General features: G+C 41.2%; 22 protein-coding genes and 2 tRNA genes. 21 read left to right on the top strand and 3 right to left on the bottom strand.

Translation table 11 applies throughout. The features are described 5' to 3' along the window. Positions 1-185: 185 nt before the first annotated feature. Entirely contained in the window at positions 186-1,502 is a 1,317-nt protein-coding gene (locus tag N8O43_RS02415; protein WP_247933428.1) for an FAD-containing oxidoreductase, read from the bottom strand. A 329-nt stretch (positions 1,503-1,831) separates the two neighbouring features. On the opposite strand from N8O43_RS02415, the gene cshA reads away from it, so the two are divergent. The 16 genes from cshA to N8O43_RS02335 all read left to right on the top strand — a co-directional run bounded on the left by cshA (position 1,832) and on the right by N8O43_RS02335 (position 19,208). After that, positions 1,832-3,409 carry a degradosome RNA helicase CshA gene (gene cshA / locus N8O43_RS02410; protein WP_261089301.1) on the top strand — a complete coding sequence of 526 codons (1,578 nt, stop codon included), beginning with the start codon at positions 1,832-1,834 and terminating at the stop codon, positions 3,407-3,409. A gap of 254 nt (positions 3,410-3,663) precedes the next feature. Further along, positions 3,664-4,452, top strand: a complete 789-nt coding sequence (gene codY / locus N8O43_RS02405) for a GTP-sensing pleiotropic transcriptional regulator CodY (protein WP_000940721.1) — start codon at positions 3,664-3,666, stop codon at positions 4,450-4,452. Continuing rightward, a complete protein-coding gene (locus tag N8O43_RS02400) occupies positions 4,452-5,027 on the top strand; it encodes a cysteine hydrolase family protein (RefSeq protein WP_004255720.1) in 576 nt (191 codons plus the stop codon). Before codY ends, N8O43_RS02400 begins: the two co-directional genes overlap by 1 nt. Before the next feature lie 80 nt (positions 5,028-5,107). Next, positions 5,108-5,193, top strand: a tRNA-Leu gene (locus N8O43_RS02395). Positions 5,194-5,329: 136 nt separating this feature from the next. After that, positions 5,330-6,607 (top strand): ABC transporter permease, encoded by a 1,278-nt coding sequence (locus N8O43_RS02390; RefSeq protein WP_254753930.1) that lies wholly within the window; start codon positions 5,330-5,332, stop codon positions 6,605-6,607. A 126-nt stretch (positions 6,608-6,733) separates the two neighbouring features. Further along, entirely contained in the window at positions 6,734-7,381 is a 648-nt protein-coding gene (vex2, locus tag N8O43_RS02385) for an ABC transporter ATP-binding subunit Vex2 (protein WP_000173751.1), read from the top strand. A 54-nt stretch (positions 7,382-7,435) separates the two neighbouring features. Then, positions 7,436-8,815 (top strand): ABC transporter permease subunit Vex3, encoded by a 1,380-nt coding sequence (gene vex3 / locus N8O43_RS02380; protein WP_024057460.1) that lies wholly within the window; start codon positions 7,436-7,438, stop codon positions 8,813-8,815. A 356-nt stretch (positions 8,816-9,171) separates the two neighbouring features. After that, positions 9,172-12,333 (top strand): hypothetical protein, encoded by a 3,162-nt coding sequence (locus tag N8O43_RS02375; protein WP_261089300.1) that lies wholly within the window; start codon positions 9,172-9,174, stop codon positions 12,331-12,333. Positions 12,334-12,648: 315 nt separating this feature from the next. Continuing rightward, positions 12,649-13,305, top strand: coding sequence for a response regulator transcription factor VncR (gene vncR, locus N8O43_RS02370; RefSeq protein WP_261089299.1), 657 nt, complete (start codon positions 12,649-12,651; stop codon positions 13,303-13,305). Beyond that, positions 13,302-14,624 carry a sensor histidine kinase VncS gene (gene vncS / locus N8O43_RS02365; RefSeq protein WP_261089298.1) on the top strand — a complete coding sequence of 441 codons (1,323 nt, stop codon included), beginning with the start codon at positions 13,302-13,304 and terminating at the stop codon, positions 14,622-14,624. The genes vncR and vncS overlap by 4 nt, the downstream gene beginning before the upstream one ends. A 146-nt stretch (positions 14,625-14,770) precedes the next feature. Then, a complete protein-coding gene (locus tag N8O43_RS02360; RefSeq protein ID WP_020903157.1) occupies positions 14,771-15,652 on the top strand; it encodes a class II fructose-bisphosphate aldolase in 882 nt (293 codons plus the stop codon). A 279-nt stretch (positions 15,653-15,931) separates the two neighbouring features. After that, on the top strand, positions 15,932-16,924 hold the full coding sequence (locus N8O43_RS02355) for an ABC transporter ATP-binding protein (RefSeq protein WP_261089297.1): 993 nt from the start codon (positions 15,932-15,934) through the stop codon (positions 16,922-16,924). A 1-nt stretch (position 16,925) separates the two neighbouring features. Continuing rightward, entirely contained in the window at positions 16,926-17,744 is an 819-nt protein-coding gene (locus N8O43_RS02350; protein WP_020903159.1) for an ABC transporter permease, read from the top strand. 1 nt (position 17,745) lies between these two features. Then, positions 17,746-18,531 (top strand): ABC transporter permease, encoded by a 786-nt coding sequence (locus N8O43_RS02345; protein WP_049502195.1) that lies wholly within the window; start codon positions 17,746-17,748, stop codon positions 18,529-18,531. 100 nt (positions 18,532-18,631) lie between these two features. Further along, positions 18,632-18,704: transfer RNA gene (locus tag N8O43_RS02340), tRNA-Thr, on the top strand. Positions 18,705-18,899: 195 nt separating this feature from the next. Further along, positions 18,900-19,208 (top strand): hypothetical protein, encoded by a 309-nt coding sequence (locus N8O43_RS02335; protein ID WP_060628602.1) that lies wholly within the window; start codon positions 18,900-18,902, stop codon positions 19,206-19,208. An 80-nt stretch (positions 19,209-19,288) separates the two neighbouring features. On the opposite strand, the gene N8O43_RS02330 is transcribed toward N8O43_RS02335, so the two are convergent. Next, the gene (locus N8O43_RS02330; protein WP_004242853.1) at positions 19,289-19,648 is read right to left on the bottom strand and encodes a DUF3397 family protein; all 360 of its coding nucleotides are present in this window, start codon (positions 19,646-19,648) and stop codon (positions 19,289-19,291) included. A 91-nt stretch (positions 19,649-19,739) separates the two neighbouring features. On the opposite strand from N8O43_RS02330, the gene mnmL reads away from it, so the two are divergent. Genes mnmL through N8O43_RS02305 form a run of 5 tightly spaced genes read left to right on the top strand, consistent with a single transcriptional unit; the run spans position 19,740 to position 24,438 of the window. Then, positions 19,740-20,696: a tRNA modification radical SAM protein MnmL/YtqA gene (mnmL, locus tag N8O43_RS02325; RefSeq protein ID WP_023946280.1), complete on the top strand. Its 957-nt coding sequence runs from the start codon at positions 19,740-19,742 to the stop codon at positions 20,694-20,696. Then, positions 20,680-21,237, top strand: coding sequence for a tRNA 5-(aminomethyl)-2-thiouridylate-methyltransferase MnmM (gene mnmM, locus N8O43_RS02320; RefSeq protein WP_261089296.1), 558 nt, complete (start codon positions 20,680-20,682; stop codon positions 21,235-21,237). The genes mnmL and mnmM overlap by 17 nt, the downstream gene beginning before the upstream one ends. Further along, a complete protein-coding gene (locus tag N8O43_RS02315) occupies positions 21,230-21,484 on the top strand; it encodes a hypothetical protein (RefSeq protein ID WP_000361084.1) in 255 nt (84 codons plus the stop codon). The genes mnmM and N8O43_RS02315 overlap by 8 nt, the downstream gene beginning before the upstream one ends. Before the next feature lie 11 nt (positions 21,485-21,495). Beyond that, positions 21,496-23,550 (top strand): cation:proton antiporter, encoded by a 2,055-nt coding sequence (locus N8O43_RS02310; RefSeq protein ID WP_261089293.1) that lies wholly within the window; start codon positions 21,496-21,498, stop codon positions 23,548-23,550. Between the two features lie 27 nt (positions 23,551-23,577). Next, positions 23,578-24,438 (top strand): YihY/virulence factor BrkB family protein, encoded by an 861-nt coding sequence (locus N8O43_RS02305; RefSeq protein WP_261089292.1) that lies wholly within the window; start codon positions 23,578-23,580, stop codon positions 24,436-24,438. 79 nt (positions 24,439-24,517) lie between these two features. Here the strand turns inward: N8O43_RS02305 and queA are convergent, their stop codons facing one another. After that, positions 24,518-25,546 carry a tRNA preQ1(34) S-adenosylmethionine ribosyltransferase-isomerase QueA gene (queA, locus tag N8O43_RS02300; protein ID WP_001090137.1) on the bottom strand — a complete coding sequence of 343 codons (1,029 nt, stop codon included), beginning with the start codon at positions 25,544-25,546 and terminating at the stop codon, positions 24,518-24,520. Between the last annotated feature and the right edge of the window lie 108 nt (positions 25,547-25,654).

Here is a 25,654-nt window from a genome sequence, read left to right as displayed (position 1 = left end):
AAGCGAGTTATTCAAAGGCATATGTATTGCTGATATTTGAAAGAGTGACCTGAAACTCAATATATAATTAGGACTGCTAAATAAAGTTTGGCTATTATATCACAAAAGAGGGAAAAGACAGATTTGAGATTTCGCAGAAACAAAAACAGCCCGATGAGGGCTGTGAGATACGAAGAAATCTCAACTTAAATCGCAAACAAGTCATTCAAGTTCTCAGCCAAGGTTGGGTGAGTGAAGATTTGTTTTGTGAAGTAAGTGTAAGGAATCTTGTTGTCCATAGCAACAGTGATGATGTTGATGATTTCTTGAGAACCTTCTGAGAAGATGCTTGCTCCAAGAATTTCTTTTGTTTCAGTATTGACAACAGCTTTGAAAGCTCCACGAAGGTCTCCGTTTACGTGACCACGAGGCATGGCTGCAACAGGAATTTCCTTAACAGCGTATGGAAGTTTCAAATCAGCTGCTTGGCTTTCAGTCAAACCAACTTGTGAAAGAGCAGGTGTGATGAACATAGTATTTGGTACATTGAGACGGTCTTCAAGTGTGTAGCTGCCATCTCCAGCGAGGTAGCTGTAAACAACACGGAAGTCATCAAGTGAAATGTAAGTAAATTGAAGGCCACCGTTGACATCTCCAACTGCAAAGACACCAGGAACGTTTGTTTGACAATGTTTGTCTACTTTAATAGCACCACGTTCAGTTAGCTCAATATCTGTATTTTCAAGTTGAAGTGGTTCTACGTTTGGTTTGCGTCCAGTTGCGTAAAGAAGGGCGTCGAAACGGTAAGTTTCGTTTTCAGTTACGACAAGCACTTGGTCACCGTCGTTTTTGATTTCAGTAGTACGGATGTTTTGAAGCAATTCAATGCCGTCTTCTTCCATGTATTGTTTAGCAAGAGCTGCGATGGAAGGTTCTGCACGAGGAAGGAAAGTATCCAAGGCATCTAGAACTGTGACCTTGCTTCCAAGTTTGTTGTAAAGACCAGCAAATTCAAGACCGATATTTCCACCACCAAGGACTCCAAGGTTTTGAGGCAATTTGTCCAAGTTTTGGATACCTGTTGAGTCAAAGACGTTCTTGCTTGTAGCAAGTCCAGGAATTGGCAAGACATTTGAAACAGCACCAGTGTTGATGACGATTGTTTCAGCAGTCAGTTCTTTCTTTTCATCACCAGCTTGGATTTCGATGACTTTATTTGAAAGGAAGTGAGCTTCCGCATCAAAGATATCTACGCCTGTACCAGCAACAGTCGCATAGTTTTTACCGTTGAGGCGACCAGTGATAGTGTTTTTGGTAGCAATGACTTCTTCAAAAGACAAGTCTTTTTCAGCAGCAACTAGCAAAGTTTTAGTTGGGATACAACCAATGTTGATACAAGTTCCACCGTACATAGCTTTGCTACGTTCAACGAGGGCAACTTTTTTACCAGCTGAAGCCAATTTACCTGCTAGTGTTTTACCAGCTTTACCAAATCCGATAACGATTAAATCATAAGTTAACATTTAGAGTTCCTCCTATTCGATTTTCATTCTAGCACAAGAAAAAAACTTTTGCACAATTCTGCTACGCTTTAAAAAAGTTTATGAAATAGTGGAAATTTCATCCTTATTTTCTCTGAAAAATCGTTTACATGAGTTTATCGATAGATTGGGCTATCTTTTGCTCTGTTCTTGTGTTATACTAGATAGGTTGCAAAGAAAACAGTACTTTTCTTTTGTGGAAAAGAAGCAACACGATTTTATATCCAGTATATGAAAATACGTCATAAAAAGAAAAGTATAAACTAAGCCCTATAGGGTGGCTTCGCACCACCTTTAGAAAGAAGAATAACGTGAAATTTAATGAATTAAACTTGTCTGCTGATTTGCTAGCAGAGATTGAAAAAGCTGGTTTTGTAGAAGCCAGTCCGATCCAAGAACAAACTATTCCCTTGGCTCTTGAAGGTAAGGATGTTATCGGTCAAGCTCAGACTGGTACAGGAAAAACCGCAGCCTTTGGCTTGCCAACCCTTGAAAAAATCCGTACAGAAGAAGCGACCATCCAAGCCTTGGTCATCGCTCCAACTCGTGAACTAGCTGTCCAAAGTCAAGAGGAACTCTTCCGTTTTGGTCGTAGCAAGGGAGTCAAAGTCCGCTCAGTATATGGCGGATCAAGCATTGAAAAACAAATTAAGGCTCTTAAATCTGGAGCCCATATCGTGGTGGGAACACCTGGTCGCCTCTTGGACTTGATTAAACGCAAGGCCTTAAAATTACAAGACATTGAAACGCTCATCCTTGACGAAGCAGATGAAATGCTCAACATGGGCTTCCTTGAAGACATTGAAGCTATCATCTCCCGTGTCCCTGAAAGCCGTCAAACCTTACTTTTCTCAGCAACTATGCCAGATGCCATCAAACGTATCGGTGTTCAGTTTATGAAAGAACCTGAGCATGTGAAGATTGCTGCTAAGGAATTAACAACAGAATTGGTTGACCAATACTATATCCGAGTTAAAGAGCAAGAAAAATTTGATACTATGACTCGTCTTATGGATGTGGAACAGCCTGAGCTTGCTATCGTATTTGGTCGTACAAAACGCCGTGTAGATGAATTGACTCGTGGTTTGAAAATCCGTGGCTTCCGTGCAGAAGGAATTCATGGAGATCTAGACCAAAACAAACGTCTTCGTGTCCTTCGTGATTTTAAAAATGGCAATCTTGATGTTTTGGTTGCGACAGACGTTGCAGCGCGTGGTTTGGATATTTCAGGTGTAACTCATGTCTATAATTACGATATTCCACAAGATCCTGAAAGTTATGTTCACCGTATCGGTCGTACAGGTCGTGCTGGTAAGTCAGGTCAATCGATTACCTTTGTTGCTCCAAGCGAAATGGGCTACCTTCAAATTATTGAAAACTTGACCAAGAAACGTATGAAAGGTCTCAAACCTGCAAGCGCAGAAGAAGCCTTCCAAGCTAAGAAACAAGTGGCTCTTAAGAAAATCGAACGTGATTTTGCAGATGAAACTATCTGTGGCAATTTTGAGAAATTTGGCAAGGATGCTCGTAAGTTGGTTGCCGAATTTACTCCAGAAGAATTGGCAATGTATATCTTGAGTCTGACTGTTCAAGATCCAGATAGCCTTCCTGAGGTAGAGATTGCGCGTGAAAAACCACTACCGTTTAAACCATCAGGTAATGGCTTCGGTGGTAAAGGTAAGGGAGGTCGTCGTGGAGATGACCGTCGTGATAATCGCCGTGGAGACAACCGTCGTGGTGGTCGTCGTGATGATTTCAAAAAAGGAAGTCGTGGCAATGATCGTTTTGATAAAGACAGACGTTACCGTAATAAAGACAATAAAAAACCACGCAATACTTCAAGTGAAAAGCAAACAGGATTTGTTATTCGTAACAAGGGCGATAAATAAGAAAAAGCGGTTCAAAATGAATCGCTTTTTTATATAAGGAGACCGAATGGAAAAGAAAGATAAATAAATAGATATATTATCTTCTTGTGATATTATAATACACAAAAATAGGGAGCTTGTCAATAGAAAAGAAGCAATTTAATTAAAAATATTCTTGTTTTTTCAAATTGCAATTAAATAAGCAATTTTCAGATAATAATTGAAAATTCAAGCTGTTTATGTTATAATGATAGCGATTAAATTCGAGGTGAAAAATGGCACATTTATTAGAAAAAACTAGAAAAATTACTTCTATCCTGAAGCGCTCAGACGAGCAGTTGCAGGAAGAACTTCCCTACAATGCGATTACCCGTCAATTGGCTGATATTATTGACTGTAACGCCTGTATCGTTAATAGCAAGGGACGTCTCCTTGGCTATTTTATGCGTTACAAAACCAATACAGATCGTGTAGAGCAATTCTTCCAGACTAAAATTTTCCCGGATGATTACATTCAAGGTGCGAACATGATCTACGATACAGAAGCCAATCTGACAGTTGATCATGATTTAAGTATTTTCCCTGTGGAAAGTCGTGCCGACTTTCCTGATGGCTTGACGACTATTGCACCGATTCATGTGTCAGGGATTCGTTTAGGTTCTTTGATTATTTGGCGCAATGATAAGAAATTCGAAGATGAGGACTTGATCCTTGTTGAGATTGCCAGTACCGTTGTTGGGATTCAACTTCTCAACTTCCAACGTGAAGAGGATGAGAAAAATATCCGTCGCCGTACTGCTGTTACCATGGCGGTCAATACCCTTTCTTATTCAGAACTCCGTGCTGTTTCAGCAATTTTAGGGGAGTTAAACGGAAATGAGGGACAGTTGACTGCGTCAGTGATTGCAGACCGTATCGGTATTACCCGTTCTGTGATCGTTAATGCTCTTCGTAAACTTGAGTCTGCTGGGATTATTGAAAGTCGCTCACTTGGAATGAAGGGAACCTACCTTAAGGTCTTGATTTCAGATATTTTTGAAGAAGTGAAGAAAAGAGATTACTAATGACTAAGGCTTTGATTTCGATTGATTATACAGAAGATTTTGTGGCTGATAGTGGAAAATTGACAGCAGGTGCTCCAGCTCAGGCAATTTCAGATGCCATTGGCAAGGTGACTCGGTTGGCTTTTGAAAGAGGAGATTACATCTTCTTTACCATCGATGCTCATGAAGAAAACGATTGTTTCCATCCAGAAAGTAAATTATTTCCTCCTCATAATTTGATTGGGACTAGTGGGCGTAATTTATACGGAGATTTGGGAACCTTTTATCAAGAGCATGGTTCAGACAGTCGTGTCTTTTGGATGGATAAACGCCATTACTCAGCATTTTCAGGGACTGACCTGGATATCCGCTTGAGAGAGCGTAGAATTTCAACAGTTATCTTAACAGGAGTCTTGACGGATATCTGTGTCCTGCATACAGCTATAGATGCCTATAATCTAGGGTATGACATCGAGATTGTTAAACCAGCCGTTGCTTCCATCTGGCCTGAAAATCATCAATTTGCCCTAGGTCATTTCAAAAACACACTTGGAGCTAAGTTAGTAGATGAAAATCTAAATGAACTTTCTGAGTAATTTGGTTGATGAAATGAAAAAAATTGAAAAAAAGTGTTGACAAGCATCCCAAAAGTTGATATACTAGTAAAGTAATCGACGCGGGGATGGCGGAATTGGCAGACGCGCAGGACTAAGGATCCTGTGACCGCTTTAGGTCGTGAGGGTTCAAGTCCCTCTCTCCGCATAGGATAAGAGTTAGCTGAGGCTAGCTCTTTTTTTATCTAATTTACGTAGAGCAAAAAATTTTTGCTCTTTTTTTGGATTTCATAAACATTTCATATTTGGATTTTATAATAGTCTTACAAATATGGAGGTGACAAATGAATCCAATCCAAAGAGCTTGGGCTTATGTCAGTAGAAAACGACTGAGAAGTTTTATTTTATTTCTGATTTTATTGGTCCTATTGGCTGGAATTTCAGCCTGTTTGACTCTGATGAAGTCCAACAAAACAGTGGAAACCAATCTTTACAAATCGCTCAACACATCTTTTTCTATTAAGAAGATAGAAAATGGACAGACTTTTAAGTTGTCGGACTTATCATCCGTGAGCAAGATTAAGGGGCTGGAAAATGTCTCTCCTGAACTTGAGACGGTCGCAAAACTGAAAGACAAGGAAGTAGTGACTGGTGAGCAGAGCGTAGAACGTGATGACTTGTCAGCTGCGGACAAGAACTTGGTTAGCTTAACGGCTCTTGAGGATTCATCCAAAGATGTGACCTTTACTAGCTCGGCTTTCAACCTAAAAGAAGGTCGACACCTCCAAAAAGGAGATTCCAAGAAAATCCTTATCCACGAAGAGTTGGCCAAGAAGAACGGTCTTTCTCTTCATGACAAGATTGGCTTGGATGCTGGTCAGTCCGAATCTGGTAAAGGGCAAATAGTAGAGTTTGAGATTGTCGGCATTTTTGCTGGTAAGAAACAAGAGAAATTTACAGGTTTGTCTTCTGACTTCAGTGAAAATCAGGTCTTTACAGACTATGAAAGTAGCCAGACCCTTCTGGGAAATAGTGAAGCTCAAGTCAGTGCAGCGCGCTTCTATGTAGAAAATCCTAAGGAAATGGACGGACTCATGAAGCAGGTGGAAAACTTGGCCTTGGAAAATCAAGGCTACCAAGTTGAGAAGGAAAACAAGGCCTTTGAACAAATCAAAGACTCAGTTGCAACCTTCCAAACCTTCCTAACCATCTTCCTTTATGGGATGTTGATAGCAGGAGCAGGGGCCTTAATTCTTGTTTTGTCTCTCTGGTTGAGAGAAAGGGTCTACGAAGTGGGAATTTTACTTGCACTTGGGAAAGGCAAGAGCTCGATCTTCCTACAATTCTGTTTAGAGGTAGTTTTGGTGTCGCTTGGAGCTTTGCTTCCAGCATTTGTTGCAGGAAATGCCATCACATCCTATCTACTCCAAACTCTACTAGCAAGTGGAGATCAGGCAGCCCTACAAGACACGCTAGCCAAAGCAAACAGTTTATCAACCAGCATCTTATCTTTTGCAGAATCCTATGTTTTTCTAGTTCTGCTTAGTTGCTTGTCTGTAGCCCTTTGTTTCCTATTTTTATTTAGAAAATCGCCTAAGGAAATTTTATCATCTATTAGTTAATACTCTTCGAAAATCTCTTTAAACCGTGTCAGCTTTATCTGCAACCTCAAAGCTGTGCTTTGAGCAACCTGCGGCTAGCTTCCTAGTTTAATCTTTGATTTTCATTGAGTATAAGAAGGAGAAATCATGACTTTATTACAATTACAAGATGTTACCTATCGTTATAAGAACACTGCTGAAGCAGTCCTATATCAGATCAATTATAATTTTGAACCCGGGAAATTTTACAGTATTATTGGTGAGTCAGGAGCAGGAAAATCCACACTCTTGTCCCTACTTGCTGGTCTAGATAGTCCTGTTGAAGGTTCTATCCTTTTTCAAGGAGAGGATATTCGTAAGAAGGGCTATTCTTACCATCGCATGCACCATATTTCCCTGGTCTTTCAAAATTATAACTTGATAGATTATCTTTCTCCACTGGAAAATATCCGCTTGGTCAACAAAAAGGCAAGCAAGGATACACTGCTTGAGCTTGGTTTGGATGAAAGTCAGATCAAGCGGAATGTTCTCCAGTTATCAGGTGGTCAACAGCAACGTGTGGCCATTGCGCGCAGTTTGGTATCAGAAGCTCCAGTTATTCTCGCGGATGAGCCAACGGGAAATCTGGACCCTAAAACTGCTGGAGATATTGTCGAACTGCTCAAATCACTTGCCCAGAAAACAGGTAAATGTGTCATCGTCGTCACCCACAGTAAAGAAGTGGCACAGGCGTCAGATATTACACTTGAATTGAAGGATAAGAAACTGACTGAAACTCGCAATACGACGAAATAATATGAGCTTTTCTGTTAGAATTATAAGAAAGAACAAAATCTAGAAAGGGAACCTATGTTACACAACGCATTTGCCTATGTTACAAGGAAGTTTTTCAAATCGATTGTCATCTTCCTGATTATTCTCCTCATGGCGAGCTTAAGTTTGGTCGGCTTGTCGATTAAGGGAGCTACTGCCAAGGCTTCTCAGGAGACCTTTAAAAATATCACCAATAGCTTCTCCATGCAAATCAATCGTCGCGTTAATCAAGGAACGCCTCGTGGTGCTGGGAATATTAAGGGTGAAGATATCAAAAAAATCACTGAAAACAAGGCCATCGAGTCTTATGTGAAACGTATCAACGCTATCGGAGATTTGACTGGATATGAACTTATCGAAACGCCAGATACCAAGAAAAATCTAACACCTGACCGTGCTAAACATTTTGGAAGTAGCTTGATGATTACAGGTGTCAATGACTCCTCTAAAGAAGACAAGTTTGTCTCGGGCTCTTATAAATTGGTTGAAGGAGAGCACTTAACAAACGACGACAAGGACAAGATCCTCCTGCACAAGGACTTGGCAGCCAAACACGGCTGGAAAGTCGGGGATAAGGTCAAACTAGACTCCAATATCTACGATGCAGACAATGAAAAAGGAGCCAAGGAAACAGTCGAAGTGACAATCAAGGGACTCTTTGATGGTCACAATAAGTCGGCAGTAACCTACTCACAAGAACTATACGAGAACACAGCTATCACAGACATCCATACAGCTGCTAAACTATATGGTTATACAGAAGACACAGCTATTTATGGGGACGCAACCTTCTTTGTAACAGCGGACAAGAACTTGGATGATGTTATGAAAGAGTTGAATGGCATCAGTGGTATCAACTGGAAGAGCTATACTTTAGTTAAGAGCTCCTCTAACTACCCAGCTCTTGAGCAATCCATTTCTGGTATGTACAAGATGGCCAATCTCCTCTTCTGGGGTAGCTTGAGTTTCTCAGTTCTTCTCCTTGCCCTCTTACTCAGCCTTTGGATCAATGCCCGTCGCAAGGAAGTGGGTATTCTCCTCTCTATTGGTCTCAAGCAGGCAAGTATCTTGGGTCAATTCATCACTGAATCCATCGTGATTGCCATCCCTGCTCTTGTTTCTGCTTACTTCTTAGCTACTTACACAGCGCGTGCAATCGGAAATACTGTTCTTGCCAATGTCACTTCAGGTGTTGCCAAGCAAGCCAGCAAGGCTGCTCAAGCCTCCAACCTTGGTGGTGGTGCAGAAGTAGATGGCTTTAGCAAGACCTTGTCGAGCCTAGATATTTCCATTCAGACATCAGACTTTATCATCGTCTTTGTCCTTGCCTTGGTTCTAGTGGTTCTCGTTATGGCGCTTGCTTCAAGCAATCTCCTTAGAAAACAACCAAAAGAACTCTTGCTGGATAGCGAATAAATTTGAAAAAATTAGTCTAAAATAGAGACTACATCTTATTTTTCTATTCAAGAATGGTGGATAGAGAATGGCTATTTAACAATTCAAAATAGAGCCGAAAGCAGTGGTGAAAATCATTGCTTTCAGTTGCTTTCTTTGTACTTTAGTACTTGAATATGATATACTAAAGCTATTGAATTTATTAGAAAGGGATTTCACAACTTATATATGGGATTGTGCATAAAAATATATAGAAACCTTATCTTGAAAATAGATAGATAAATCTGTAGAAGCCTATCCATATTGTAAACATAGACTAGTAGACCTAGGAAGGGTCTACTTTGGAAAATATAGATTAGTGAGGAAAAATAAACATTATGAGACAAACAAATGTTAGAGGAACATTATCTCTCCGTGGCTTTAGAAAATTAAGAACTGGTGCAATTGTTGCGACAGGTGTGATTTTATTGGGGCTGGGCTTTTTAGCTCCAACTGTGTCAGCCAGTGAACAAGATGGTGTCTGGGTAGCCAGAACAGTTGCAGAAGTAAAGGCTGATATTCAAAAAGAAGGTGATTTATTTAAGTATGTTATTAAGTGGGGGGACACATTAAGTGTTATCAGCGAAGCAAGTAATATCCCTGTAGATGTACTCCAAGAAATGAATCAAACTTCAGGCAAGAATTTATTCTTACCGCACAATGAATTGTACTTTACTGAAGCTGAAACGATTTCAGATACAGTCACAAAACACAAGATTGTCATCAAGGAAAGTGGTGCAAGTGGCGAAGTTCGCACTTACGAAGTCTTGCTCAAGAAAGATCAAGAGACAAAAGCTGTTACTTTTGAATTAACAGATGTCACTGAGAAAGTTGAAAAAATGGCTGTGAACTATAGCCCAGTCTATCAGCCTGTATCAGCTCCAGTAGTGGAAAGAGCGGAAGAATCGGGTGAAGAACTTGCCTCAGAAGCACCAGCAGAGACAAGCCCAGAAGTTAAGGAAGAAACAGAAGCTCCAGTAGCGTCAAAAGCAGAAACAAGGTCAGAAACTTTAAATGCTCCATCTGCATATACTACAAATGGGTCAGGAAACTCAACTGAATCAAGTCCAGCAGCAGACAAGGCCCCTTCAAATATAGGAACTACAAATCAACCTGTAGCTTCAAATCCAAGTTCTGAAGCGCCAGCGCCAAAAGCAGAGGTACCAGTGACTCCGGCACCGAAAGTAGAAGCGCCATCGACTCCAATGCCAAAAGCAGAAGAACCATCGACTCCAGCACCGAAAGCAGAGGCACCAGCGTCTCCAATGCCAAAAGCAGAAGGACCATCGACTTCAGCACCAAAAGCAGAGTTACCATCGACTCCAGCACCGAAAACAGAAGAGCCAGCAACTCCAGCACCAAAAGCAGAGGCACCAGCAACTCCAGCACCGAAAGCAGAGGCACCATCGACTCCAGCACCGAAAGCAGAAGCGCCATCGACTCCAGCACCAAAAGCAGAGGTACCAGTGACTCCGGCACCGAAAGTAGAAGCGCCATCGACTCCAATGCCAAAAGCAGAAGAACCATCGACTCCAGCGCCAAAAGTAGAGGAGCCAGCGTCTTCAGCACCAAAAGCAGAAGAACCAGCAGCAACTGAGCCAAAAACAAAAGAGCCAGTGGCAACAACGCCAAAAGTGGAAGAACCATCGACTCCAGCGCCAAAAGCAGAAGAACCATCGACTCCAGCGCCAAAAGTAGAGGAGCCATCGACTCCAGCGCCAAAAGCAGAAGAACCATCGACTTCATCACCAAAAGTGGAGGAGCCATCGACTCCAGCGCCAAAAGTGGAAGAACCATCGACTCCATCACCAAAAGTAGAGGAGCCATCGACTCCATCACCAAAAGTGGAAGAACCATCGACTCCATCACCAAAAGTAGAGGAGCCATCGACTCCAGCACCAAAAGTGGAAGAACCTGCACCACCAGCACCAAAAGCAGATGAGCCAGTGGGACCAGCGCCAAAAGCAGAAGAATCAGCGGCATCAGCACCGAAAGACGATGAATCAGGTTCTTCAGTTGAATCTCCATCAACAGGCAATCATTCAGACGAGTCAGGAACACCATCTGAAACTCCTACAGGTGACTCAACTTCGTCACTGGACGCTTCAGGCGAGCCCAATTTCACTGAACAGCCAGCTGGAGAATCAGGTAAATCTGAAACAACGTCAGAACCTTCTAATACTCCATCTGCGGAAGCTACAAATGATTCAGGGAATGCAGCAACATCAAGTCCGGTAACAGATGGTACTACTTCAAACACAGGGACTACAGAACAACCTGAAACTCCAGCTTCAAAACCAGAAGTAACAACACCCAAAGAGGATAAACTACCAACTAATCAAACTGGAGATACATCAAATCCAGTAGATTCAAAGGATGAAACATCAAATCCGGCTCCGGCACCCAAAGAAGATACTCCGTCTGAAGAAGTAGCACCTAAAGATGAAAAACTTGAGGAATCAAAAAAAGATGGAAAAGAAATTATTGAAAAAATTGCAGCTTCAAAACATAGTGAAATTGAAAAAGTTAAAGATGAAGCAGAAAAAACAAAATTAAAAGAAAAATTAAATGAATTAAAAGAAGAAGCATTAGAAGCAATAAATAATGCTAAAGATCACGATGCTGCTGTAGCTGTTGCGGATGAGTATCAAAGTAAAATTGATGAAATTGATGTTCCAGGTGAAGAATTACCAGCACCAAACTACAATAAAGATAATTTAACAAATGGTCGTAATGAAGGTACTACTATTGACAATGGAAGCACAGCGATAGGACATGGATCAGGTGAAGCTCCAACACAACCTTCTTCAACTTCAGAAGGGGCTTCAAGTTTTAGAAATGCCCCATCGGTTCAAGCAAGAGCAAGAAGAGTGGCACGTTCAACATCAGAACCAGATGGAACTGTAAATATTAGCTATAACTTCGCTGGAATGCCAGATATTCATGGCTTCCTATCTGATCCGGGAGAAAATAACACTGTCACAATTCCTGCAGGAACGAGTGAAGCACAGGCAAAAGAGCTAGTAAAAGAAAAAATTCAAGCCAAGATAAAAGACCTAGCTGCTAGAGGGTATTATGTGAAAAATGACATTATTTTTGAACAAGATACTACTGTGAAAAATTATAACTACGTTGTTACATTCACTAAGGAGACTACAGGAACTTCAGGTTTCAGAATGGCTCCAGCAGTTCAACCACGTGCTAGCAGAAATCGTAGAAGTCTAGAACAGCCAGCTCCTCAAAAGGTCAAAGTAAATGTATTTTATAACTTTGATAAAATGAAAGATATTGCAGGTTTCCTAGGAGATATCAATGGAACTTCTCTTGAAATTTCGGAAGGTTTATCAAATGAACAGGTTAAAGCAGCTGTCAAGAGCCAAGTTGAAGCTAAGAAAGAAGAGTTGAGCAAACGCGGCTATACTTTCAAAGAGGACTATGTCTATCAATCTAATGGGAAAGATTATAATTACGTTGTAACATTTTCAAAAGCAGCTAAATAATTTTCATTCTATAGAGAGTGAAATGCAAGCAGAGAGAGCGATAGGCTCTCTTTGTTTTATCTAGTGGTCAGTTGATTAAAGACAAAAGACCAGTAAGAGGCTATAATAGAAAATAGAGTAGGTATTTATTCTAATACTCTTCGAAAATCTCTTCAAACCACGTCAGCGTCGCCTTACCGTATATATGTTACTGACTTTGTCAGTTCTATCTACAACCTCAAAGCAGTGCTTTGAGCAACCTGCGGCTAGCTTCCTAGTTTGCTTTTTGATTTTCATTGAGTATAAGAAAAATAAAAAATAGAGAGCAGTTAAAGTATGAAAATTTTAATTGTAGAAGATGAAGAGATGATCCGTGAGGGTATCAGTGACTATTTGACGGATTGTGGTTATGAAACCATTGAGGCGGCGAACGGACAAGAAGCCTTAGAGCAATTTTCCAGCTATGAAGTAGCCTTGGTTTTACTGGATATCCAGATGCCAAAGCTCAATGGCTTAGAAGTCCTAGCTGAGATTCGTAAAACCAGTCAGGTTCCTGTCTTGATGCTGACCGCCTTTCAGGATGAAGAATACAAGATGAGTGCCTTTGCTTCGCTAGCAGATGGCTATCTGGAAAAGCCCTTCTCCCTCTCCCTCTTAAAAGTGAGGGTGGACGCGATTTTCAAGCGCTATTATGATATGGGACGAGTCTTCTCCTATAAGGATGCCAAGGTGGATTTTGAGAGCTACAGTGCCAGCCTTGCAGGTCAAGAAGTAGCCATTAATGCCAAAGAGTTGGAAATTCTGGACTATCTGGTAAAAAATGAAGGAAGAGCCTTGACTCGATCTCAGATAATCGATGCCGTCTGGAAAGCGACAGATGAGGTTCCCTTTGACCGTGTCATTGATGTTTATATCAAGGAACTGCGGAAAAAGCTAGACTTGGATTGTATCCTCACTGTGCGCAATGTTGGTTATAAATTGGAGCGAAAATGAAACGGACAGGTTTATTTACAAAGATATTTACCTATACCTTCTCGATTTTTAGTGTTCTGGTTATTTGCCTTCATTTGGCTATTTATTTTCTATTTCCCTCGACTTATCTGAGTCATCGTCAGGAAACCATTGGTCAGAAAGCGACAGCCATTGCCCAGTCCCTAGAAGGTAAGGATAGGCAGAGCATCGAGCAAGTGTTAGACTTGTATTCCCAGACTAGTGATATCAAGGGGGCCGTTAAGGGCGAGATGACCGAGGATAAGTTAGAAGTCAAGGACAGTCTTCCTCTGGATACAGACCGCCAGACAACCTCTCTTTTTATCGAGGAGCGCGAGGTGACAACGCAGGACGGTGGTACCATGACTCTCCAGTTTCTAGCTTCCATGGACTTGCAAAAGGAAGCAGAGCAAATCAGTCTCCAGTTTCTTCCCTATACCTTGTTGGCATCCTTTCTGATTTCCCTCTTGGTGGCCTATATCTATGCTCGGACCATTGTTGCTCCGATATTGGAAATCAAGCGAGTGACCCGTCGGATGATGGAACTAGATGCCCAAGTGCGATTGCGCGTGGATTCTAGGGATGAGATTGGTGATCTCAAGGAACAAATCAATAGCCTCTACCAGCATCTTTTGACTGTCATTGCGGACTTGCATGACAAGAATGAAGCTATTCTCCAGCTGGAAAAGATGAAGGTTGAGTTCCTACGTGGTGCTTCCCATGAATTGAAAACTCCTCTGGCTAGTTTGAAAATCCTGATCGAAAACATGAAAGAAAATATCGGTCGTTATAAGGATAGAGACCGCTATCTGGGAGTAGCCTTAGGAATTGTGGATGAGCTCAATCACCACGTTCTGCAGATACTTTCCCTTTCTTCTGTGCAGGAATTACGAGATGATAGGGAAACAATTGACCTCCTCAAGATAACGCAAAGTCTAGTTCAAGATTATGCTTTACTAGCCAAGGAAAGAGAACTTCAAATTGAAAATGGTTTGAACCATCATCAGGCTTATCTAAACCCATCAGTTATGAAGTTGATTCTTTCTAACCTCATCAGTAATGCTATCAAGCACTCTGTTCCAGGTGGTTTGGTTCGTATTGGAGAGAGAGAAGGAGAACTCTTTATCGAGAATAGCTGTAGTCCTGAAGAACAAGAAAAACTGGCCCAGTCTTTTTCTAGTAATGCTAGTCGCAAGGCCAAAGGGTCTGGGATGGGGCTCTTTGTGGTCAAGAGTCTATTGGAACATGAAAAATTACCTTATCGTTTTGAGATGAAGGAGAATCGTTTGACCTTCTTCATAGCTTTTCCAAGAATCGCCTAAGACTAGGGAGAGAAAGGGTTTACATAGATGAAGCTAGAAGAAATTCAATCGAAACTGCGGGAAAAACTAGATTTTTTTGTCAAAAAGTGATAAAATGAACAATGTAAATGGGATGACCCATAAAAATATACAGGAGGCCTGATAAAATGGCAATCGTTTCAGCAGAAAAATTTGTCCAAGCAGCTCGTGACAACGGTTATGCAGTTGGTGGATTTAACACAAACAACCTTGAGTGGACTCAAGCTATCTTGCGCGCAGCAGAAGCTAAAAAAGCTCCAGTTTTGATCCAAACTTCAATGGGTGCTGCTAAATACATGGGTGGTTACAAAGTTGCTCGCAACTTGATCGCTAACCTTGTTGAATCAATGGGTATCACTGTACCAGTAGCTATCCACCTTGACCACGGTCACTACGAAGATGCACTTGAGTGTATCCGAGTTGGTTATACTTCAGTTATGTTTGACGGTTCACACCTTCCAGTTGAAGAAAACCTTGATAAAGCTCGTAAAGTTGTAGAATTTGCTCATGCAAATGGTGTATCAGTGGAAGCTGAAGTTGGTACTATCGGTGGTGAAGAAGACGGAATCATCGGTGATGGTGAATTGGCTCCAATCGAAGACGCTAAAGCAATGGTTGAAACTGGTATCGACTTCTTGGCAGCTGGTATCGGTAACATCCACGGTCCTTACCCAGCAAACTGGAAAGGTCTTCACCTTGATCACTTGCAAAAATTGACTGAAGCTGTTCCAGGATTCCCAATCGTATTGCACGGTGGATCAGGTATTCCTGATGAGCAAATCCAAGCAGCTATCAAACTTGGTGTTGCGAAAGTTAACGTTAACACTGAATGCCAAATCGCATTCGCTAACGCAACTCGTAAATTTGCTCGTGACTACGAAGCAAACGAAGCAGAATACGACAAGAAAAAACTCTTCGACCCACGTAAATTCTTGGCTGACGGTGTAAAAGCTATCCAAGCATCAGTTGAAGAACGTATCGACGTATTCGGTTCAGAAGGTAAAGCTTAATCTAGCTGAATAATACAGATGAAACCTACCCATTGGGTGGGTTTTTTGGTGTTTTAAGGAGACTATTAAATCAGAATTTTGGACTAAAAATATCACTTTAAGAGAGAAATCTCAAATTTCATAAACTTTAAGCAAACGCTTGCATTCTAGTTTTTATTGGACTATAATAGATTGGTGTAAAGACTTCTGTAATAATATTGAGAAGGTGTAGAAAGTAAGGATTTAGAATATTTGTAGTCAAAAATACAATGTTGCTATTCCTTACATAGGGAGATAGATATGGCAATGATAGAAGTGGAACATCTTCAGAAAAATTTTGTGAAGACTGTTAAGGAACCGGGCTTGAAGGGGGCTTTGCGCTCCTTTATTCATCCTGAAAAGCAGACCTTTGAAGCGGTCAAGGATTTGACCTTTGAGGTCCCAAAAGGACAAATTTTAGGATTTATCGGGGCTAATGGTGCTGGGAAGTCGACAACCATTAAAATGCTGACCGGGATTTTGAAACCGACATCTGGTTTTTGTCGGATTAATGGCAAAATTCCCCAGGACAATCGCCAAGATTATGTCAAGGATATTGGGGTTGTTTTTGGGCAAAGAACCCAGCTATGGTGGGATTTGGCCCTGCAAGAGACCTACACGGTCTTAAAAGAAATTTACGATGTGCCAGACTCGCTTTTTCATAAGCGTATGGACTTTTTGAATGAAGTCTTGGATTTGAAGGAATTTATCAAGGATCCCGTGCGAACTCTTTCATTGGGACAACGGATGCGGGCGGACATTGCAGCTTCCTTGCTTCACAATCCCAAGGTTCTCTTTTTAGATGAGCCGACCATTGGTTTGGATGTATCGGTCAAGGACAATATTCGTCGCGCCATTACCCAAATCAATCAGGAGGAAGAAACAACCATTCTCTTGACCACTCACGATCTGAGTGATATTGAGCAACTTTGTGATCGGATTTTTATGATTGACAAGGGGCAAGAGATTTTTGATGGAACGGTGAGCCAACTCAAGGAGACCTTTGGTAAGATGAAGACGCTCTCCTTTGAACTGGTGTCAGGTCAAAGTCATCTCGTCTCTCACTATGAAGGCCTGCCCGATATGACTATTGATAGACAAGGAAATAGCCTCAACATTGAATTCGATAGTTCTCGCTACCAATCAGCTGATATTATCAAGCAAACCCTATCTGATTTTGAAATCCGCGATTTGAAGATGATGGATACGGATATTGAAGATATTATTCGCCGCTTCTATCGAAAGGAGCTCTAAGATGGTCAAATTGTGGAGACGTTATAAACCCTTTATAAATGCAGGTGTTCAGGAATTGATCACCTATCGAGTTAACTTCATTCTCTATCGGATTGGCGATGTCATGGGTGCTTTTGTGGCCTTTTATCTCTGGAAGGCTGTCTTTGATTCCTCGCAAGAGTCTTTGATTCAGGGCTTCAGTATGGCAGATATCACCCTCTACATCATCATGAGTTTTGTGACAAATCTTCTGACTAGGTCAGATTCGTCCTTTATGATTGGGGAGGAGGTCAAGGATGGTTCCATTATCATGCGCTTGTTGAGACCAGTGCATTTTGCAGCCTCTTATCTCTTTACGGAGCTTGGTTCCAAGTGGTTGATTTTTATCTCTGTTGGACTGCCATTTTTAAGTGTCATTTTTTTGATGAAAATCTTATCTGGGCAAGGGATTGTAGAAGTGCTGGGATTAACTGTCCTTTATCTTTTTAGCTTAACGCTGGCCTATCTGATTAACTTTTTCTTTAATATCTGTTTTGGTTTTTCAGCCTTTGTGTTTAAAAATCTTTGGGGTTCCAATCTACTCAAGACTTCCATAGTGGCCTTTATGTCTGGAAGTTTGATTCCCTTGGCTTTCTTTCCAAAGGTTGTTTCAGATATTCTGTCCTTCCTGCCTTTTTCATCCTTGATTTACACTCCGGTCATGATTATCGTTGGGAAATACGATGCCAGTCAGATGATTCAGGCGCTCGCTTTGCAGTTTTTCTGGCTCTTAGTGATGGTGGGCTTGTCTCAGTTGATTTGGAAACGAGTCCAGTCATTTATCACCATTCAAGGAGGTTAGTATGAAAAAATATCAACGCATGCATCTGATTTTTATCAGACAATACATCAAGCAAATCATGGAGTACAAGGTCGATTTTGTCGTCGGCGTGTTAGGAGTCTTTCTGACTCAGGGATTGAACCTCTTGTTTCTCAATGTCATCTTTCAACACATTCCATCCCTAGAAGGCTGGTCCTTCCAAGAAATTGCCTTTATCTATGGTTTTTCCTTGATTCCAAAGGGCTTGGACCATCTCTTTTTTGATAATCTCTGGGCACTGGGCCAACGTTTGGTGCGAAAAGGGGAGTTTGACAAGTATCTGACTCGTCCCATCAATCCTCTCTTTCACATCCTAGTTGAGACCTTTCAGATTGATGCTTTGGGCGAACTCTTGGTTGGTGGGATCCTACTAGCGACAACGGTATCTAGCATTGCTTGGACTCTTCCAAAATTCCTGCTTTTCCTAGTTTGTATTCCTTTTGCGACCTTGATTTATACTTCCTTGAAAATCGCGACAGCCAGCATCGCTTTTTGGACCAAGCAGTCAGGAGCAATGATTTACATTTTCTATATGTTTAATGATTTTGCCAAGTATCCCATTTCAATTTATAATTCATTTCTTCGTTGGTTAATCAGTTTTATTGTACCTTTTGCCTTTACGGCCTACTATCCTGCCAGCTATTTCTTGCAGGACAAGGATGTAATCTTTAACATCGGAGGTTTGATGTTGATTTCTCTGGTTTTCTTTGTCATTTCCCTTAAACTTTGGGATAGGGGCTTAGATGCCTACGAAAGTGCGGGTTCGTAAATAATAGAATATCAAAGCCTTGTCTCAGGACAGGCTTTTTTTAATAGAGATGAAAATTTCTTGACACCTATTCTCAGAGTGCTATACTGTAAGTGTAATCGCCGATTTAGCTCAGTTGGTAGAGCAAGGCACTCGTAAAGCCTAGGTCACAGGTTCAAACCCTGCAATCGGCAAAGTGAAGAAACTCATTCTACTGGGCTTCTTTTTCTTTCATTTTAACTATTGAACCATTTAGACCGAGATAGAGACCAGATAGACAAAAGAGCTTGTTCTTGAAATTAACCTCTGCTATAATGATTTTTGTAAGGGACGTGAGGCGTCACTATCAGATAACTCAAGTTCATAAAAAAGAAATTGGAGATAAACAAATGAAAAAATTATTAGGGATTATATTTTTAGTAGCAGCAGCGACAGTAGTGTATTTTGGTTCTGTTGGATGGCCAAGTTTAAATGTCAACCTCTGGTCATTGATTCCGGTAGGGCTGTTCCTCTTTTTCACTCTAGAGAATCTTTTGAAAAAAGACTACAAGGCTAGTCTGATGTGTTTGATTATAGCCTTTATTATTGCGAATGCAATTTTGGACCTTTTACCAATTTCAAGTGGCTTGGTAATTGGAGCAGGTGTGCTGGCTTGTGTAGGTATTGGTTATCTCTTTCCTGATAAAGAAGGAAAATAAGAATTATTAAAAAAGATATAAAGAAAAAACACTTCAATCATTGTATTTTAGCTTGATTGAGGTGTTTTCGATTTAGTTTTTTATTTCTGAGCCATCAATTCAACAATCATCTCGATATACATGACAAGGGTTAATAAGAATCCTGCGCGCCAGAAGAATTTGATGAATTTAGGATAGTAAAAACTGCGTTTTTTCAGAAGGAAGAAAAAGACGAGAATAATGGCTAGAAGTGAGAGGGCTAGGCCTAGTCTAGGGAGGAAATTATGAGTAAAGGTTTTAGCTGTAATAAGGTAATATTCAAATACCAAGACTGGAAAAGCCAAATCCGCAAAATTTCGTCCTAGTTTTTTTAATCTAAAAAGTTTGGTTATGATAATGCAGACTACTAAAGTCAGTATCAATAATAAAATAGATGCTAATTTCATTAAAATCATACCCATATTGTATCATAAAAAATCGCTAAAGGAAACGAGAAACAGAGGAATTTATAGGAAAGTCAGGTTTTTGAGATTGTAGATGTTTTTTGTTATAATGAAAGTTATGAAATCTTATAATACCTTGAATGATTATTATCGAAAACTATTTGGAGAAAAGACCTTTAAAGTCCCTATTGATGCGGGGTTTGACTGTCCCAATCGTGATGGGACTGTGGCACATGGAGGCTGTACTTTTTGTACGGTTTCAGGTTCTGGAGATGCTATCGTAGCACCGGACGCGCCTATCCGTGAGCAATTTTATAAGGAAATTGACTTTATGCACCGTAAGTGGCCGGATGTTCAGAAGTATCTGGTTTATTTTCAAAATTTTACCAACACCCATGAAAAGGTGGAAGTCATCCGGGAGCGCTATGAGCAGGCTATCAATGAGCCAGGTGTAGTAGGAATCAATATCGGAACACGGCCAGACTGTTTACCAGATGAAACCATTGAATATTTGGCTGAGTTATCGGAGCGCATGCATGTGACGGTTGAATTGGGTTTGCAGACCACTTATGAAACAACCTCTGATCTGATTAACCGTGCCCATTCTTATGAATTGTACGTGGAAACGGTCAAGCGTTTGAGAAAGTATCCCAAGATTGAGATTGTTTCTCATTTGATCAATGGCTTGCCTGGTGAAACCCATGAGATGATGATTGAAAATGTCCGCCGCTGTGTCACGGATAACGATATTCAAGGAATTAAACTGCACTTGCTTCACCTGATGACCAATACACGTATGCAACGGGATTACCACGAGGGACGTTTGCAACTGATGAGCCAGGACGAATATGTCAAGGTCATCTGTGACCAATTGGAGATCATTCCCAAGCATATTGTCATCCATAGAATCACAGGAGATGCACCTAGAGATATGCTGATTGGTCCTATGTGGAGCCTCAATAAATGGGAAGTTCTCAACAGCATTGAGATGGAAATGCGACGTCGTGGAAGTGTTCAAGGATGCAAGGCTGTAAAACAGGAGTTTGAAAATGAAAAGACCACTTGAGATGGCACATGATTTTTTGGCTGAAGTAGTTACAAAAGAGGATATCGTAGTGGATGCGACTATGGGAAATGGCCATGACACGCTTTTTTTAGCCAAGCTAGCCAAGCAAGTCTATGCCTTTGATATTCAGGAACAAGCCTTGGAAAAGACGCAAGAGCGTTTGAACCAAGCTGGAATAACAAATGCCCAGTTAATCTTGCAAGGTCATGAGACACTGGACCAGTTTGTGACAGAAGCCAAGGCAGGGATATTCAATCTGGGCTATTTGCCGTCTGCTGATAAGTCTGTCATCACCAGACCTCAGACAACTATTGAAGCATTAGAAAAGCTGTGTCATTTGCTTGTCAAAGGGGGACGGATTGCTATCATGATCTACTATGGTCATGAAGGAGGCGACCTCGAGAGGAATGCTGTCTTGGATTTTGTCAGTCAGTTGAACCAACAAGAGTACACAGCTGCCATTTACCGAACTTTAAACCAAGTCAACAACCCACCATTTTTAGTAATGATTGAAAAATTAGAGAGATATAGACATGGATAAACAATATCTACGTGAAAAGCTGGATGCCATGCGCCAGAATTTTGTTGAATCAACCCACCACGAACGAGCAGTGGGTGTGTTAGACCAAGCGCATATGAGCAAAAAAATGCTTAAAATCAAGAAAAAATTAGTTGCTCTTGAAATGGAACGGTGCCAGAGAAAAATTGAGCACAAGGATTGTTCCAAGATTGACCAAAAAATCAAAGAGCAGAAGGAGATATTTGAATTCTGTTGTAAAAAAGATTAAGGAGGATGTGCGTGGAATTACTGATTTACCTAATCCTATTTTTACTGGTTTTGATTGTCTCAAGTACCACCAATAAGCTCCTGCCCTTTTTGCCTCTCCCTTTGGTGCAGATTCTTTTGGGAATCGTGATTGGTCTCTTTTTACCCAATACCGACTTTCATCTCAATACAGAGTTGTTTTTGGCCCTGGTTATCGTGCCCTTGCTTTTCCGAGAGTCGGAGGAAGCAGATATTACGGCTATTTTAAAACACTGGCGAATCATTGTTTATCTCATATTTCCAGTGATTTTTATCTCGACCCTGAGTTTGGGTGGCTTGGCCCATCTTCTTTGGCTCAGTCTTCCCTTGGCGGCTTGCTTGGCTGTTGGGGCGGCACTTGGCCCTACGGATTTGGTGGCCTTTGCCTCTCTTTCGGAGCGGTTTAGCTTTCCTAAGCGTGTGTCCAATATCCTTAAGGGTGAAGGACTTTTGAATGATGCATCAGGTTTGGTTGCCTTTCAGGTAGCTTTGACAGCTTGGACAACTGGAGCCTTTTCCCTTGGGCAAGCGAGTAGTTCGCTCATCTTTTCAATCCTAGGCGGTTTTTTGATTGGCTTTTTAACAGCCATGACCAACCGTTTCCTCCATAGCTTCTTGCTAAGTGTGAGAGCAACGGATATTGCTAGTGAGCTCCTTCTGGAATTGAGTTTGCCCTTGGTAACCTTCTTCCTGGCAGAAGAAGTCCATGTTTCAGGGATTATTGCCGTTGTGGTTGCTGGTATTTTAAAGGCAAGCCGTTTTAAGAAAATTACGCTCCTCGAAGCCCAAGTGGATACGGTAACCGAGACGGTCTGGCACACAGTGAACTTTATGCTCAACGGTTCTGTCTTTGTGATTTTAGGGATGGAGTTGGAAATGATAGCAGAGCCTATCTTGACCAATCCAATCTATAATCCCTTACTGTTATTGCTATCTCTTATAGCCCTTACCTTTGTCCTCTTTGCTATTCGTTTTGTCATGATTTATGGCTATTATGCCTATAGGACTAGACGTCTCAAGAAAAAGCTAAATAAGTATATGAAGGACATGCTTCTTTTGACCTTCTCAGGTGTCAAGGGAACGGTGTCGATTGCTACGATCCTTCTGATACCAAGTAATCTAGAACAGGAGTATCCTCTCTTGCTTTTCCTTGTCGCAGGTGTGACGCTGGTAAGCTTTTTAACAGGTCTCTTGGTCTTGCCTCATCTTTCTGATGAACAGGAAGAAAGCAAGGACTATCTCATGCATATCGCCATTTTGAATGAAGTAACGATAGAGTTGGAAAAAGAGTTGGAAGATACCAGAAATAAGCTCCCTCTCTATGCAGCCATTGACAATTATCATGGACGTATTGAAAATCTCATCCTGAGTCAAGAAAATAAGGGGGCTCAAGAAGACTGGGAGGCCTTGAAACTTCTCATCCTCAGTATTGAAAGTGATGGTTTAGAACAGGCTTACGAAGAAGGCAAGATGAGTGAGCGTGCTTATCGGGTTTACCAACGTTATTTGAAAAACATGGAACAAAGTATCAATCGCAAGTTTGCTTCACGTTTGACCTATTATTTCCTTGTTTCCTTGCGGATTTTACGTTTTCTCCTTCACGAAGTCTTTACTCTTGGCAAGACTTTTCGCAGTTGGAAAAATGAAGAATCACAGAAACTCAGAGCCCTTGACTATGACCAAATTGCAGAGCTCTATCTAGAAAATACAGAGATGATTATCGAAAGTTTGGAGAACCTAAAAGGGGTTTATAAGAGTTCTTTGATCAGCTTCATGCAGGATTCTCGTCTCCGAGAAACAGCTATTATCACCAGTGGTGCCTTTGTCGAACGGGTTATCAATCGTGTCAAACCCAACAATATCGATGAAATGCTGAGAGGATATTATCTGGAGCGCAAGTTGATTTTCGAATACGAAGAAAAACGATTGATTACGACCAAGTATGCCAAGAAGTTACGACAAAATGTCAATAACTTAGAGAACTATTCCTTGAAGGAAGCTGCCAATACCCTGCCTTATGATATGGTGGAATTGGTAAGAAGAAATTAATCAAGATTATAAGTGAAGGAGTGTGACATGAAGAAATGGTGGAAAGAGCTGATAGACAAGCCTTTATTAAAAGCTTTTTTGCATTATTATCAAGCATCAGATAGTGAGTTGACCAGTGTCGCAGTAGCCTACTATTGGTTGATTTCGATTTTTCCCCTGCTTTTGGTGGTGGTTAATATCCTCCCTTATTTTCAGATTCCAGTTTCTAATTTTTTAAAGGTTGTCAATGAATTTTTGCCAGATACGGTCTATGATGTGGTCGCAAAGATTATTACAGAAGTGCTGACCCAACCTTCAACGGGTTTATTGAGTTTTGCGGTTTTGTCAGCCCTCTGGACTTTTTCAAAATCCATGAATTTCCTACAGAAAGCCTTTAATAAAGCTTACGGAGTAGCTAAAAATCGTGGGATGATTTCTCATCAACTCATGAGTTTGTTTGTCAGTTTTGGCTTGCAGATTCTATTTGCCTTAGCTCTCTTTCTGAGTGTCTTTGGTCACATGATTCTCAACCTTATCAAAAGCTACTGGAAATCAGATAATCCTCTCTTTGATTATCTGCAAGACCTGACAGGCCCCCTGGTCTATGCCTTGATTTTTGCCATCCTGGTCATGCTTTATTATTTCCTGCCCAATGTTAAGGTGCGAAGGATTCGCTCTGTATTGCCAGGTAGTACCTTTGTCTTGTTGACTCTGGTCTTACTGCTCAATATCTTTTCAGTCTATGTCAACAATTATGTCAATCACCTAGTGGACGTCCGTTTTTTCAGTTCCGTCGTCGTGGTGGTCATGATGTTCTGGTTTATTCTCATCGCTAAGATTTTAATTGTCGGTGCGGTGATTAATGCCAGTGTTCAGAGTTTGAAAGATCCGATCTTTAGAATAAATTAACTCATTTTTTATCCATTACAAAACGCATACTATCAGGCTTTATAAAACCTTGATAATATGCGCTTTTTGATTGTGAAAATTAGTAGATAAACATGGCATCGCCAAAACTAAAGAAGCGGTAGTGTTCTTGGATGGCATGGTGATAGGCATCTAAGACTAATTCACGGCCGGCAAAGGCAGAAACCAACATGACCAGAGTTGATTTTGGAAGGTGGAAGTTGGTTGAGAAGGCATCCACGACCTTCCACTCGTATCCAGGTTTGATAAAGATATTGGTCCAGCCAGAATCTGCTTGGATTTGCCCATCAAACTTGGAACCAATAGTTTCCAATGTGCGGATAGAAGTGGTTCCGACAGCGATGACACGACCACCATTTTCCTTGACAGAGCGAAGGGTGGCAGCAGCTTCCTCAGAAAGTTGATAGAATTCTGAGTGCATTTCGTGTTCGTCCAGATTGTCAACTGAAACAGGTCTAAAGGTTCCGAGTCCGACATGAAGCGTCAGATAGACCAGATGAACACCCTTAGCTTGGATTTCTGCCAGCAGTTCTTTGGTGAAGTGGAGACCAGCAGTAGGTGCTGCGGCAGAGCCACTTTCCTTGGCGTAGACAGTTTGATAGCGTTCGCGGTCATCTAGTTTTTCATGGATATAAGGAGGTAGCGGCATTTCACCTAGACTTTCCAAAACTTCTAGGAAAATTCCTTGGTATTCAAAGCGGACAATACGGCCTCCGTGGGTCAATTCTTCTGTAACGACAGCGCTGAGGCGACCATCACCAAAGCTAACACGAGTCCCGACCTTGAGGCGTTTGGCAGGTTTGGCCAGAACTTCCCACTCGTCTCCAGCAGTGTTTTTGAGGAGGAGAAGTTCCACATGACCTCCTGTCTCCTCTTTTTGACCATAGAGGCGGGCAGGAAGAACACGGGTGTCATTCATAACAAGAGCATCACCAGGTTCCAGCATATCAATAATAGAGTGGAAGTGTTTATCCTGCATTTCTCCCGTCTCACGATTGACGATGAGGAGTTTAGAGGCATCCCGTTTTTCAAGAGGGGTTTGGGCAATCAATTCCTCAGGTAAGTGGAAATCAAAATCAGCTGTATTCATATATCTGTTCATTCTTTCTAAGTTCTAATCCTATCCATTATAACATGTTTCAAGTTTGGACGCTCTTTTTTTAGAAATTAAATCGTTTTCACTTGACAAAAATTGGTC

Source organism: Streptococcus mitis (genome assembly GCF_946190335.1).
Classification (GTDB): domain Bacteria; phylum Bacillota; class Bacilli; order Lactobacillales; family Streptococcaceae; genus Streptococcus; species Streptococcus mitis_CH.
The sequence above is the reverse complement of the archived record's forward strand: the minus strand, read 5'-3'. Positions and strand labels throughout refer to the sequence as shown.